The organism is Vibrio sp. JPW-9-11-11, from assembly GCF_013369335.1.
Taxonomy (GTDB): domain Bacteria; phylum Pseudomonadota; class Gammaproteobacteria; order Enterobacterales; family Vibrionaceae; genus Vibrio.
In genome coordinates this window covers 102,854-115,418 of the sequence record NZ_SZQJ01000008.1, presented here as the reverse complement: position 1 = coordinate 115,418, position 12,565 = coordinate 102,854, and the positions used below count along the sequence as shown (strand labels likewise).

Annotated in this window: 12 protein-coding genes; 7 read left to right on the top strand and 5 right to left on the bottom strand. The window is 49.5% G+C overall.

Translation table 11 applies throughout. The annotated features are described in order from the left end of the window. Window positions 1-8: 8 nt before the first annotated feature. The 3 genes from zrgA to FCU94_RS12000 all read right to left on the bottom strand — a co-directional run bounded on the left by zrgA (window position 9) and on the right by FCU94_RS12000 (window position 1,682). Window positions 9-680, bottom strand: coding sequence for a zinc uptake protein ZrgA (gene zrgA / locus FCU94_RS12010; protein WP_176288772.1), 672 nt, complete (start codon window positions 678-680; stop codon window positions 9-11). Window positions 681-747: 67 nt separating this feature from the next. Continuing rightward, window positions 748-1,047 (bottom strand): DUF2607 family protein, encoded by a 300-nt coding sequence (locus tag FCU94_RS12005; protein WP_441351742.1) that lies wholly within the window; start codon window positions 1,045-1,047, stop codon window positions 748-750. An 83-nt stretch (window positions 1,048-1,130) separates the two neighbouring features. Then, window positions 1,131-1,682, bottom strand: a complete 552-nt coding sequence (locus FCU94_RS12000) for a YtfJ family protein (protein WP_176288770.1) — start codon at window positions 1,680-1,682, stop codon at window positions 1,131-1,133. Window positions 1,683-1,888: 206 nt separating this feature from the next. Between FCU94_RS12000 and FCU94_RS11995 the strand changes: the two genes are divergently transcribed. After that, window positions 1,889-2,089, top strand: coding sequence for a DUF1107 domain-containing protein (locus FCU94_RS11995; RefSeq protein WP_176288769.1), 201 nt, complete (start codon window positions 1,889-1,891; stop codon window positions 2,087-2,089). A gap of 40 nt (window positions 2,090-2,129) precedes the next feature. Here the strand turns inward: FCU94_RS11995 and msrA are convergent, their stop codons facing one another. Further along, a complete protein-coding gene (gene msrA / locus FCU94_RS11990; protein ID WP_176288768.1) occupies window positions 2,130-2,759 on the bottom strand; it encodes a peptide-methionine (S)-S-oxide reductase MsrA in 630 nt (209 codons plus the stop codon). Between the two features lie 118 nt (window positions 2,760-2,877). On the opposite strand from msrA, the gene tamA reads away from it, so the two are divergent. Genes tamA through FCU94_RS11970 form a run of 4 tightly spaced genes read left to right on the top strand, consistent with a single transcriptional unit; the run spans window position 2,878 to window position 9,138 of the window. After that, window positions 2,878-4,593 (top strand): autotransporter assembly complex protein TamA, encoded by a 1,716-nt coding sequence (tamA, locus tag FCU94_RS11985; protein ID WP_176288767.1) that lies wholly within the window; start codon window positions 2,878-2,880, stop codon window positions 4,591-4,593. Further along, window positions 4,590-8,372, top strand: coding sequence for an autotransporter assembly complex protein TamB (gene tamB / locus FCU94_RS11980; RefSeq protein ID WP_176288766.1), 3,783 nt, complete (start codon window positions 4,590-4,592; stop codon window positions 8,370-8,372). Before tamA ends, tamB begins: the two co-directional genes overlap by 4 nt. A gap of 15 nt (window positions 8,373-8,387) precedes the next feature. Beyond that, the gene (locus FCU94_RS11975; protein WP_176288765.1) at window positions 8,388-8,735 is read left to right on the top strand and encodes a gamma-glutamylcyclotransferase family protein; all 348 of its coding nucleotides are present in this window, start codon (window positions 8,388-8,390) and stop codon (window positions 8,733-8,735) included. A 43-nt stretch (window positions 8,736-8,778) separates the two neighbouring features. Next, window positions 8,779-9,138, top strand: a complete 360-nt coding sequence (locus tag FCU94_RS11970) for a DUF2799 domain-containing protein (RefSeq protein ID WP_176288764.1) — start codon at window positions 8,779-8,781, stop codon at window positions 9,136-9,138. Window positions 9,139-9,190: 52 nt separating this feature from the next. On the opposite strand, the gene fbp is transcribed toward FCU94_RS11970, so the two are convergent. Further along, window positions 9,191-10,207 carry a class 1 fructose-bisphosphatase gene (gene fbp, locus FCU94_RS11965; RefSeq protein ID WP_176288763.1) on the bottom strand — a complete coding sequence of 339 codons (1,017 nt, stop codon included), beginning with the start codon at window positions 10,205-10,207 and terminating at the stop codon, window positions 9,191-9,193. A 312-nt stretch (window positions 10,208-10,519) separates the two neighbouring features. On the opposite strand from fbp, the gene mpl reads away from it, so the two are divergent. Both mpl and FCU94_RS11955 read left to right on the top strand, forming a co-directional pair. Continuing rightward, window positions 10,520-11,872 carry a UDP-N-acetylmuramate:L-alanyl-gamma-D-glutamyl-meso-diaminopimelate ligase gene (gene mpl, locus FCU94_RS11960; RefSeq protein ID WP_176288762.1) on the top strand — a complete coding sequence of 451 codons (1,353 nt, stop codon included), beginning with the start codon at window positions 10,520-10,522 and terminating at the stop codon, window positions 11,870-11,872. A gap of 10 nt (window positions 11,873-11,882) precedes the next feature. After that, entirely contained in the window at window positions 11,883-12,512 is a 630-nt protein-coding gene (locus FCU94_RS11955; protein WP_176288761.1) for a flavin prenyltransferase UbiX, read from the top strand. Window positions 12,513-12,565 lie beyond the last annotated feature (53 nt).

The window sequence follows — 12,565 nt, the reverse complement described above, 5'->3', positions numbered from 1 at the left end:
GAACAAGGTTAGAAAGAGATGGTGTTTTGGCCGCGACCTAGTTCCAGTGCGGCTTGCTTCGTGTCTGTCAGGATGTTGACCTTGATTGACTCAGTCGCCGGGAAGAGTGTGAACCACTGGGTTTCAACGTTATCAATGGCTTGTATATTCTGGCACTGATAGTGGTATTGAACCGTAAATTCTCCATGACTTGAGTGCGACTCATGGTCTTCATGCTCATCGTGTTGATCATGTTCATGGTGCTTGTGGTTGTCGTCAGCATGGTCATCATGATGGTCGTGGTCGTGGTCGTGGTCGTGGTCGTGGTCGTGGTCGTGGTCGTGGTCGTGGTCGTGGTCGTGGTGTTCATCGCTCTCACCCGGAGTATGACGGATCGACTTATATTCAAGCTCGCAACCCGCACTGTTGGCGATGGTGAACACATTGTCTGCTTGCTGCAGCGTCGCTAGCGCTTTATCGAGGGTGTGCTGCTGATCTGTGTTTTGCGCAGCATGCTCAAAACCGACCACGTCTGCACCCGGAGCGGTGATTTCAAATAGAAGCTCATTGCCATCTTGGGCGATGTTGAACTCAACCTGGCCGTGAACATGAGCATCGTGTTGACGAAAGCCCTCGTCAGCGTGCGCGAAAGTGCTGGAAGTGAAGGCTAGGGCAAAAGCGATAGGAGTCAGTTTTTTCATTGTTTATCCTGAAATATTTAATCGATGGTTTACAGCCTTGTTGTTACGGCTGCTGAGGCAGTAATCATTAAGTATGGTTCAGGACAGGCGGTGAGCGTGCCAAATAGGCAAACACCAGTATGGGGGAGTAATGATAAGGTGTCAGCCGCTCAATCTCGCTGCTGATAGGCATCGAAACGATACCTGGCGTTGCGGCGCTAGTACCATGCAGGCCAGTGGCAAACAGTTGACAATGGTGCTCGGCATGATGAGCGCTGGCAAGGTCATATTGGTGGTCAAGGTACGCGGCGTTTAACCATAGCACCATCGCGATCGCCAAGCAGGCAATCATCTTTGAGCACAAGGGTGGGATAGCCAAACGTTTCACGATAAACCACAAGCCGAGAGTAAAAAAATGGAACTGTTATACTATAACAATTCCATTTGAAAGGCGAAGTCTAACTTGAGTGATTAGATGTGTTGTTTGATGAGGGTCAGCACTTGTTCAATCTCTTGCTGGTTTAGCGCGCCTTCTTTGACAAAAAGAACTTTGCCCTGTTTGTCTTGGACAATAATGGCCGATGATTCTTCGGCTAATTGCCAGGTTTGGGCGACACTGCCCTCTTCATCTAAGATGATTGATGACCAAGGGAACTCTTTTTTACTGTCTTGAGCGGACGATTTGACAAATGAGCCTGTTCCCCAAACCGCATCGTCTTGATTAATGATGGTGGTAGTTTGGTAACTCTGCTTGGCAAACTGAGCGTCAGTAATGGCGCTCATCAAGGCGGCGTTCATCTCTTTAGCGCTACTGCGTCCAGCGATTGCTTGAATGACGCGTACCTTACCGAGCATATCTTGGCTAGACCAAGTTTGAAAACTTGTGTCGTCACCGTTTAGTGTCACTTCACCATAAGCGGTGACCTCAACCTCTGGTACGGATTGACCTAGGGTGATGTTGTGAGCAAACGCAAAGCTTGGAGAGCATGCGATTACGAGAGCAAGTAGGGTTTTGATTTTCATTATGTTGTTCCTCTTATGTAAGCGCAAAAAGTATATACCGAAACTTTTCTAGTCGGTAAAAATCGATTGGCATAGCGTGAGCGAAGATCATTTTGTTAACAAATTAGTACACATTCGACTTTGATACGGTATAATCCACTCAAGTTCTAAGGATAAGAACGCTGCGGCCACTATTGGTCGCCTCATAGAAGGATATTGGAGTCGTTATGCTGCGTGAGTTTACCAATTACCGTCCCCAACAGATTGCTCGATTTGTTAAAACTTTGTTTAAAGGACAGTTTGCCATTCAAGGCGTCGGGGAGTTTGATTTTGATAATGGCAAGGTGTTGCTGCCAGATGTTAATGATCAACAGAAACTGATGACATTTAAAGAGATCAATCAGGCGATCGATGCCTTGTCAGCGTAAACAAACATCTGATGATAAAAGTCGCCCGTAGGCGACTTTTTTAGTTTTGAGGTGGAAAACACACCCCCGTACCGCCTAGTCCGCAATAACCTTGAGGATTTTTGGCTAAATATTGTTGATGATATTCTTCAGCATAATAGTAGCGCCCTGCTGGCAAGATTTCGGTCGTGATGTCGCCCGCTTTGGCGCCCAACAAAGCTTGATACGCTTGTTTGGACTCAAGCGCTGTGTCCCATTGCTGGTCGCTGTAAACATAGATGGCGGAGCGGTATTGGGTGCCCAAGTCATTCCCTTGGCGCATACCTTGAGTCGGGTCGTGTCGCTCCCAAAAAGTATGCAGCAGTTGTTCTAGAGAGATGACCGCGGGATCAAATACGACGCGAACGACTTCGGCATGACCGGTTTGACCGCTACAAACTTCTTGATAAGTGGGGTTGGGCGTGAACCCGCCAGCATAGCCAACACTGGTACTGAGTACGCCCTCTAACTGCCAAAACAGGCGTTCTGCGCCCCAAAAGCACCCCATGCCAAACAAGATTTTTTCGCAACCTTGGGGTGGCTCCGCTGTCAAACTAGATTGATTGACGAAGTGGCTATCTGTGATCGCCATGGTTTCGTTTCGTCCTGGTAACGCATTCTCTGCCGATACTAGGGTTTGTTTGTTGAGCATGATACACATCCTTAACTCGTCATTTTTTGTATAGACCGTCTAATTGACTGTTTTCATACAGACTTCTATTTGTACAGGCGGTATTATTCTGATAACCGATGTAAGCAGATAATTAATCATGATCCGACACTCTTTACCAGTTCTATTCTCACTACTTTGCTTGGCCCCCATGAGCTGGGCGCAGAGCGTTGATCTTGAGATTCAAGGTATAGAGGGGGCATTACGGGATAATGTGGATGCCTACTTATCGGCTATTCCCGAACAAGACTATGAAGTGAGCTTGCGCTTTAAAGCGCGTTTAGAGCGTAACTTCAACGAAGCCCTCAATGCACTCGGTTACTATCATCCTAGTTATGAGTTTGATGTCTCTGAGGATCAAACTCGGGTGACAGTGACTATTGAGCCTGGTCCGGTGGTGCTGATTGAAGAAGTGGACATTCAGGTCAGCGGCGAAGCGAGCACAGACAAAGACTTTTCCGCTGCCATTGAAAAAAGTGGTTTAAAAGTGGGCCAACCACTTATCCATAGTCAATATGATGCACTAAAAAGTAACCTACGTAACTTGGCTTTACAGCGGGGCTATTTTGAAGCGAACTACACGCTGAGTCGCTTAGAGGTATCACCGGATCTCAATCAGGCTTTTATTCGACTTCATTTCGATAGCGGCATTCGTTACCACTTCGGTGAAAGCACCATTCATGGCAGTCAAATTGACCAAGAGCGGGTTGAATCCCTGGCACCATATCAGCGTGGCGAACCTTATCTCGTTTCTCAAGTCGGTGAGTATAATCAAAACCTCTCTAACACCGATTGGTTTTCGTCGGTGTTTGTTGAGCCTGATCTGAGCAAGTTGGGACAAGGACGAGAGTTACCGATGAAAATCTCTCTGGCCCCACAAGCGCGCAATCAACTTGAGACAGGGTTAGGCTATTCAACGGATGTGGGCGTGCGTGGGAGTTTAAAGTGGAAAAAACCTTGGGTGAACAGTCGCGGGCACAGCTTTGATAGCAGTTTCTCGCTCTCTGCGCCTGAGCAAACGATCACGGCAGGTTATCGGATACCGCTCGACGATGTGTTGCGAGAGTACTATCGCATCCAGTATGGGATGAAAAAACTCGATAGCCGCGACACGAAGAGCTTAGAGTCTAATCTTGCTTTAGAGCGACATTGGGTGTTGGACAATGGCTGGCATCGCACTCTGTTTGTGCGGTATTTGATCGAAAATTATGAACAGGGTTTACAAGATGATACCGGGCAGTTTGTGCTGCCGGGCATCTCGTTTTCACGTAGTCGTATTCGCGGTGGCACCATGCCTATGTGGGGCGATCGCCAGACTCTTACCGTTGAGTATGGTGACTCGAGTATGTTGTCTGAAACTCGGGTGACTCGACTGATGGGGGGGATGACTTGGATTCGCAGTCTTGGCGGCAATCACCGTGGGATCTTCCGCATTGATGGAGGGGCAAATATTGCGGATGAGTTTGACAAACTCTCTCCATCGTTGCGTTTCTTTGCTGGTGGCGATAACAATTTACGCGGCTACGGCTACGAATCTATCTCTCCTAGAGATGCCAGTGGCGCGTTAACGGGCGCGAAATACATGGCAACCACATCCTTGGAGTATCAATACCGCGTTCACGGTAACTGGTGGGGGGCCGTGTTTTACGACCTTGGTGACGCCTTCAACGAAAAACCAGAGTTTAAGCGGGGTACTGGGGTAGGGATACGTTGGGCTTCGCCGGTTGGGCCGATTCGTCTCGATTTTGCATGGGGGCTAGATGCCGCGCCGGGTGACGAGTTTAAGATTCACTTCACTCTGGGGCCTGAATTATGATCAAACGGTTGGTGAAGTGGTCGAAGTGGTTGTCGCTTTCCATCGCGAGTGTCTTAACTCTAGTGTTGGTTATACTGGCGGTGGTGCTGTTGACCAACCCAGGGTTAAACTTGATAGTCTGGGGCGCGCAACAAGCGTTGCCGCAGTTGAAAATCGAGTCTACTCAGGGCGCGTTGCTGCCCCGCTTTACATTGCATGGAGTCAGCTTCAATGATTCAACGCTCAATATCACTACCCAAGCCAACTCAATCACATTGGCTCTCAACCCAGCCTGTTTCACTGAACCAGGCTTGTGTATCGATGAGCTTGGCTTAGATGGCCTACGTTTTTCCCTGCCCGAACTGGCGCCAAGCCAATCCAATCAGAGCGAATCGGATCCACCACAACCACAGCGCTCCATCACATCGCCGATCCCCGTCAAACTGAGCCGTCTGGTATTAACAGACGTTGACCTTGATCTCTTGGGTCACCATGTTCGGTGGGGGTTATTGAGTACCGGAGCATCGTTTCAAGGCAATCGTCTTAGAATAAACAAAACTTTACTTGAATCGGTGCGTATTCGGTTAGCTGAAACTGATGCAGAGGCATCGACGCCTCAATCAGGTTCTGCTGCTCATTCATCATCCACGATTGAGCCGGAACAAGACTTTGTTTTGCCGCAAGTGGTCTTGCCGCTGCAACTGGAGTTGGTCGGTATTGATGTGAAAGACTTTGTGCTTGATCAGGCCACGCCAGTTGTCATCAATCAGTTGGGGCTTGTCGCCAATGCGCGCGAGTCGCGGGTCAGCGTGAAAAAGCTCACTCTTGATATGCCACAGATTGATGCTGAGCTGGCGAGCGATGTCGAACTGACGGGGGGCTACCCGCTTAGCTTACGCTTAGACGCTGAGATTAAGGACGCGACAGCCAAAGGGCAAACCGTGTCGCTTGCCGCTGATGGGAGTGTCGCTGAGTTGAACCTACAAGCGACGTTGAGCGGGCTTGCTCAGGCTCAGCTTGAAGCTCAACTTCAGCCATTAACAGCGAATGTTCCGTTCGACCTTCGCTTAACTGACGTTGTGGCTCAGTGGCCGTTGGTTGGTCAAGGCGAGTACTTCGTTAATCTAGAGTCACTGCAAACGCAAGGCTCATTGGATGATTACACCCTGAGCTTGAACAGTGATATCAAGGGGCAAGCAATCCCTGATCTGGCACTCTCTCTCCAAGGAGAAGGCAACCTGTCGCAAATTAATCTCAATCATATTGAGATGGCCACACTCGGTGGTGAGGTCAGTGGCGACGCGATGGCCAACTGGCAAGCGCCGATCAATTGGGCGGCGAATCTGAATCTTAGCCACATCAAACCAGGTATGCAGTGGCCACAAGCCGAAGGCGATATCAGTGGCGTACTGACGACTCAGGGTCAGCTTACCGAACAAGGAGGGTGGCAGGTAGACGTCCCTATGCTCGATATTGACGGCTTGTTGCGTCAGTATCCACTCAATATAGAGGGGGCACTTAGCGCCGCAGATCCGGCCGGTAAAGGGGAGTTTATGGTCAGCACCCCTCGTTTGGTGTTGTCTCATGGTCCCAACACCGTGGAGGCAAAAGGCGAGCTGGCTCAAGAGTGGCAGATGGATCTGGCGATGAACATTCCAGAGTTTGAAAAAACCGTGCCTGACTTACAAGGCCGAGCGCGAGGTAACGTCACCCTGCGCGGGCAACTGACTGAACCCAAGGTCGGATTGGCGTTGACGCTGGATAAGCTAGATTGGCAACAACAAGCTCAAGTCGACAAGGTTCGGCTCAATGGTAACCTCAGTCCTTTTCCGGAGCTGAAGGGCCGATTGGCACTGAAGGTCGCCAATGCTCGGTATCAAGATTACCTTATCGACGATATCAGCTTGTTGTTGACGGGATCTCAGCCACAGCATGACCTGAAGCTGGATGTAAACTCTAACCTTGCTTCCATCAGTTTGGCGCTGAACGGTTCATTAACCGCTCAGCCACAACTGAACTGGAGCGGTCGATTAAAACGCATGTCGGTGTCATCGGAGCAGGGAGAGTGGCGATTAAATCAAGCGACTCAACTGGGCGTTGATATGGCGACCGAGCAAATCGCCGTTGCGGCGCATTGTTGGTCGCAGGCACAATCTTCGCTCTGTCTCGATCAGGACATTCAAGTGGGCCAAAGTGGTACGGCCTTGCTGTCACTGCAAGAGTTCGACTTTGACCAAATCGCGATGTTGTTCCCCAGCGAGACTCAAGTCACAGGGCGAGTTAACGCACAGCTGGCTGCGAAATGGTCACCAGACGCGCCGCCATATCTCAAGGCTGCTGTTCAGTCCTTACAAGGCTCGGTGACTCAACAATTAGAACAAGCGGTCACGGTGGGGTGGCAATCAGTCGAGTTGAATGCGCTACTCAACAATAACCAACTGCAAGCCGATTGGTTGTTGGATGTGACTGACAACGGTGATGTCTCGGGCAATGTCACGATTGCGGATGTGCTAAGCCAAGATAAGCAGTTAGATGGCCGTGTTAAACTGACCACGTTTACTCTCGATTTTCTTGCGCCGATTATCGGTGAGTTTAGTGAGCTTAAGTCGCAAATTTCAACTGACCTAGCGATTAAAGGGCCAGCATTGCAGCCACAAGTAACGGGGAAGTTTCTGGTAGATCAGATTAGACTCAAAGGTGAAATCTCACCTGTCGAAGTAGACTCGGGACGGGTGGTGATCGACTTCTCTGGGTATCAAGCGACGCTCGCGGCGGCGCTAAATACGCCTGATGGGAAACTCGAGATGTCAGGTGATGCTGACTGGCTGGATATCAATGATTGGAGCAGTCAATTACGTGTCTTTGCCGAAGAGCTGGTGGTTGATTTACCGCCGATGGTCAAGGTCAAAGTTCAACCGGATATGACGATATCAGCCACGCCCAATTTTGCGCGGATTGATGGTGACATTGCTCTGCCTTGGGGCAGGATCCTGGTAGAAGACCTCCCCCCAAGCGCGGTGGCGGTATCGAAAGATCAAGTTATCCTCAATGATGAGTTAGAGCCGATTGAGCAGCAGAGCAGTGTCCCTTTTGCTCTTGAAACCAATATCAATATTCTTATCGGTGACAACTTCAAATTATCTGCTTTTGGCCTTGAGGGCGGCTTAGTTGGTCGACTAAACGTTGCTCAGCAAGACAAAGGCCCGTTTGTTACTGGCGAAATTAATATTACCGATGGCTCTTATCGTTCGTTTGGTCAAGACTTACTGATTGAAGAAGGTAAGATCCTGATGAATGGCCCAGTAGACCAACCTTATGTGCAGATTAGTGCTATTCGGAATCCTGACAATACCCAAGATGAGGTGACTGCAGGGGTCAAGGTCACCGGTCCGGCCAGCGAGCCGACGGTGACGATTTTCTCTGAACCTGCGATGCCACAAGCCAACGCACTCTCTTACTTGTTGCGTGGGCAAGACATTGATGGTGAGGCGGGAGGCAACGCCATGACAACCACTTTAATCGGGTTGAGTTTAGCCAAAAGTGGTCGTGTGGTCGGGGAAATTGGTGAAGCATTTGGTGTGCAAGATTTGCAACTCGATACGGCCGGATCGGGAGACGATTCGCAAGTGACGGTCAGTGGCTATATTTTACCAGGACTTCAAGTGAAATATGGTGTCGGTATTTTTGACTCTGTGGGGGAATTTACCGTGCGCTATCGTTTAATGCAGGATCTCTATCTCGAAGCGATTTCTGGTGTTGATAGCGCGGTTGATGTGCTGTATCAGTTTGAATTTAATTAGCGGTAGGAGGCTGCGATGCAACATTTGGTTTTTGTCTACGGAACGTTGCGCTATGGCGAGTGCAATCATCATTTGTTGGCCAGCGCTCAGTTACTTGGGCGCCACACTACGGACCCTATTTACAGCCTTTATGATCTCGGTCCCTATCCTGGCGTAATAGAGGGAAGAGATTCCATTGTTGGCGAAGTGTATTTGGTCGACGAAGCCACGTTAGAGCAGCTCGATTTGTTAGAAGATGTGCCTGTTACCTATCGACGTGAGCAAATTGACACGCCATTTGGCTTAGCCTGGATCTATATTTATCAAGATAGCAGTCAACTTGATGTGCGAATATCGTCGGGTGATTGGTGTCAAAAGGTATAGCGTGGCTTGCTGTTCTGGGCGAGCGACGACTAAGGAGAATGTGATGAAAAGTGTGATGGCTTTGGTTCTACTGTTGCTCGCTGGTTGCAGCGGACAGCCTCTACCCATGTCGAATCTTGAGCAAGATTGGTATGAGTTCGGTCAACAACGTGCAGAAAATGGTTGGCTCAAACAGTCGTCAAGCACATTGGCGAAACGCGATAGCGCTGGCTTGCTGACGCCACAGCTCTATCTCGCTTATGAAAATGGTTACGCTAATGGGCAGTTAGCCTACTGTGCACAAAGCGCCTACATGTTGGGTGTTACCGGTAAGCCTTATCACGGTATTTGTGACAAGCAAGATCCCTTTTTCTACCAAGACTATATCTCGGGTCGCCACTCCACTGCCGGTTCTATGTTCTAATCAAAAAAAGAGTCGACCTAGGTCGACTCTTACTCTTCAACGCTTGAGCACACTATGCCTCATCGCGGTTCTGCTCTAAAAAGTCTTCTACTTGTTTGACCATGTTTTTTGAGCCGACAAAGAAAGGTACACGCTGGTGCAGCTCGGTCGGCTTGATGTCCATGATACGATTCACTCCATCGGAGGCGACACCGCCCGCTTGCTCAATGATGAAGGCCATTGGGTTGCATTCATACAACAGACGCAGTTTTCCATTTGGGTGGCTTTCAGTACTTGGGTAGAGGTAAATACCGCCTTTAAGCAGGTTTCGATGAAAATCGGCCACCAGTGAGCCAATGTAGCGAGAGGTATACGGACGATTGTCGCTGGGTGCACTCTCTTGGCAATACTTGATGTATTTTTTCACTCCGAGTGGGAAACGGATGTAGTTCCCTTCGTTGATCGAATAGATGCTGCCGTCTTGTGGAACCATCATATTTTCGTGCGATAAACAGAAAGTCCCTAAGGAAGGGTCATAGGTAAAGCCGTTCACGCCATTACCTGTGGTGTAAACCAACATGGTTGACGAACCGTAAATCACATAGCCTGCTGCGACTTGTTTGTGACCAGGTTGGAGAAAGTCTTCTTGAGTAGGGGGGGTGCCGATTGGCGACACACGGCGGTAAATTGAAAAAATGGTCCCAACAGAGACGTTTACATCGATATTGGAGGAGCCGTCTAGCGGGTCCATCAATACCACGTATTTAGCATTTTTGTTGAGTTCTTTGTTAAACGCTACTGCTTCATCTTCTTCTTCACTCGCGACGCCACACACTTGGTCGCGTGCTTCTAACGCTGCTTTGAACTTGTCGTTGGCGTAAACATCAAGTTTTTGTTGGTCTTCGCCTTGTACGTTGGCAGTGCCAACCGCGCCGGTGATATCGCCAAGGCCCGCGGCATTGATCTCGCGGTTAACGATCTTCGCAGCAAGACGAATCGAAGAGAGTAGGGATGATAGATCACCGCTAGCGTGGGGGAAGTCCGCTTGTTTTTCTACAATGAACTCGCCAAGGGTGCGCATTCCAGACATGGATTTTTTCCTTTAAAAAGTCGCTCAATGATATGGGGGATGGGGTGGAGTGATCTCTTGCGGATCTTTCGTCTTTACCCAAGCTTAAGTTTAAAAGTTAGATCTTTTTATTGGTAATGAACTAACTGCTTGAGTTCTCAATTTATTTGTCGACTCAACAACAACTTACATTTTATTTGCCGAGTTCAATTTACAGGTTAAAGAGTGACCAAATCGCACAACAATCAAGATGAAGGGTGATCAAAGTAGTTCGCTTTTCAGTGCTTTGTCGCCATAATGAGCAGATTATTTTTGCCGATAGCAGGGGCCGTTATGCACATTCATATCTTGGGAATTTGCGGAACATTCATGGGAGGGGCCGCGATGTTAGCGCGCCAACTCGGACACAAGGTGACGGGCAGCGATGCCAACGTCTACCCGCCAATGAGCACGATGCTTGAATCGCAAGGTATTGAAATCATAGAAGGCTTTGACCCAGCCCAGCTTGACCCTGCCCCCGATCTGGTGGTGATAGGTAACGCGATGAGCCGGGGTAATCCCTGTGTCGAACACGTCCTCAATACTAACCTAAGATACACCTCGGGGCCGCAATGGTTGCAGGAGTTTTTACTCCATGATCGTTGGGTGCTGGCTGTGTCTGGAACTCACGGTAAAACCACTACCTCAAGTATGCTAGCGTGGATTCTCGAAGCGTGCGGTTACCAGCCGGGTTTTTTGGTTGGCGGCGTATTGGGTAACTTTGGTATTTCTGCTCGCCTTGGCGAGAGTATGTTTTTTGTCGTCGAAGCGGATGAATACGACAGCGCTTTTTTTGATAAGCGTTCTAAGTTTGTCCACTACCATCCACGTACTTTAGTGATGAACAATCTAGAGTTCGACCATGCGGATATTTTTGACGACTTAGAAGCGATTAAGCGTCAGTTCCACCATTTAGTACGTACGGTACCGGGCAATGGACGAATTCTTGCGCCTAAACAAGACCCATCGATTGCCGACGTACTTGAGCGTGGCTGCTGGAGTGAGACGGAATACAGTGGCCAACAAGGGCAATGGCAAGCGCAAAAGTTGCTGGTTGATGGCTCTCAGTTCGAGGTGCTGTTCCAAGGTGAGGTGGTAGGTAAAGTCGATTGGGACTTGGTGGGGGATCATAATGTGGATAACGCGCTGATGGCGATCGCCGCTGCCCGCCACGTTGGGGTGACCCCCGATCTCGCGTGTGAAGCGTTAGCGGCATTTATTAATACCAAGCGCCGCCTTGAATTAAAAGGAGAGGTCAATGGCGTTCGTGTCTATGATGATTTTGCCCATCATCCAACCGCAATTGAACTGACCTTAGGTGGTTTACGTAACAAAGTCGGCCAAGACAAAATTATTGCGGTGCTTGAGCCGCGCAGTGCCACCATGAAACGTGGGGTACATAAGGAAGTGCTGGCTGCCTCGCTTGCCAAAGCCGACCAAGTGTTTTTATATCAGCCCGATTCTATTGATTGGTCGGTCAATGAGGTCGCTCAACAGTGCGTTCAACCAGCGATGACTAGTGGCGATATCGATGTCTTGGTTGAAAACATCGTTGACGCCGCGCAGCCGGGTGACACGATATTAGTCATGAGTAACGGTGGTTTCGCCGGTATACACCAAAAACTACTGGCCAAATTGGCCCAATAACCGAGTCACTATGAGTAGCAACAACCCTAAAGCGATTACCTTAGCTTTCACTGGTGCGTCTGGCGCGCCATATGGCCTGCGCCTACTTGAATGTTTGTTGGCCGCTGAGTATCGCGTCTACTTACTGATCTCCTCTGCCGCGCGCGTAGTGCTAGCAACCGAGCATGGTATGAAACTTCCAGCAAATCCCGAAGCCGCGCAACAGGCCTTGGTAAAACACCTTGGTTGCGCCAGCGAAAAGCTGGTGGTGTGTGGTAAGGATGATTGGTTCTCTCCGGTTGCCTCAGGTTCGGCAGCGCCGAAACAGATGGTGGTGTGTCCGTGTTCTGCAGGCAGTGTCGCGGCTATTGCGCACGGTATGTCTGACAATTTGATTGAACGTGCCGCCGATGTGGTAATGAAAGAGCGGGGGCAGCTATTGCTGGTGGTGCGTGAGACGCCATTTTCCACCTTGCATCTTGAAAACATGCATAAGCTATCGCAAATGGGTGTCACGATTATGCCTGCCGCCCCCGGGTTTTATCATCAGCCCCAATCGATAGAAGATTTGATCGATTTTTTGGTGGCACGCATTCTTGACCACTTAGGGGTTGAACAAGGTCTAGTGCCTCGCTGGGGCTATGATCCTCGTCATAGTTGAAGCGGCAGCGTGGTTGACTGACCAAATTCCCCCAAATTACACCGAGCTTTTGC

Bases quoted from the DNA above. Each gene is read 5' to 3' on its own strand.
- zrgA (WP_176288772.1), bottom strand. From the start codon at position 680: ATGAAAAAACTGACTCCTATCGCTTTTGCCCTAGCCTTCACTTCCAGC.
- FCU94_RS12000 (WP_176288770.1), bottom strand. From the start codon at position 1,682: ATGAAAATCAAAACCCTACTTGCTCTCGTAATCGCATGCTCTCCAAGC.
- FCU94_RS11995 (WP_176288769.1), top strand. From the start codon at position 1,889: ATGCTGCGTGAGTTTACCAATTACCGTCCCCAACAGATTGCTCGATTT.
- msrA (WP_176288768.1), bottom strand. From the start codon at position 2,759: ATGCTCAACAAACAAACCCTAGTATCGGCAGAGAATGCGTTACCAGGA.
- tamA (WP_176288767.1), top strand. From the start codon at position 2,878: ATGATCCGACACTCTTTACCAGTTCTATTCTCACTACTTTGCTTGGCC.
- tamB (WP_176288766.1), top strand. From the start codon at position 4,590: ATGATCAAACGGTTGGTGAAGTGGTCGAAGTGGTTGTCGCTTTCCATC.
- FCU94_RS11975 (WP_176288765.1), top strand. From the start codon at position 8,388: ATGCAACATTTGGTTTTTGTCTACGGAACGTTGCGCTATGGCGAGTGC.
- FCU94_RS11970 (WP_176288764.1), top strand. From the start codon at position 8,779: ATGAAAAGTGTGATGGCTTTGGTTCTACTGTTGCTCGCTGGTTGCAGC.
- fbp (WP_176288763.1), bottom strand. From the start codon at position 10,207: ATGTCTGGAATGCGCACCCTTGGCGAGTTCATTGTAGAAAAACAAGCG.
- mpl (WP_176288762.1), top strand. From the start codon at position 10,520: ATGCACATTCATATCTTGGGAATTTGCGGAACATTCATGGGAGGGGCC.
- FCU94_RS11955 (WP_176288761.1), top strand. From the start codon at position 11,883: ATGAGTAGCAACAACCCTAAAGCGATTACCTTAGCTTTCACTGGTGCG.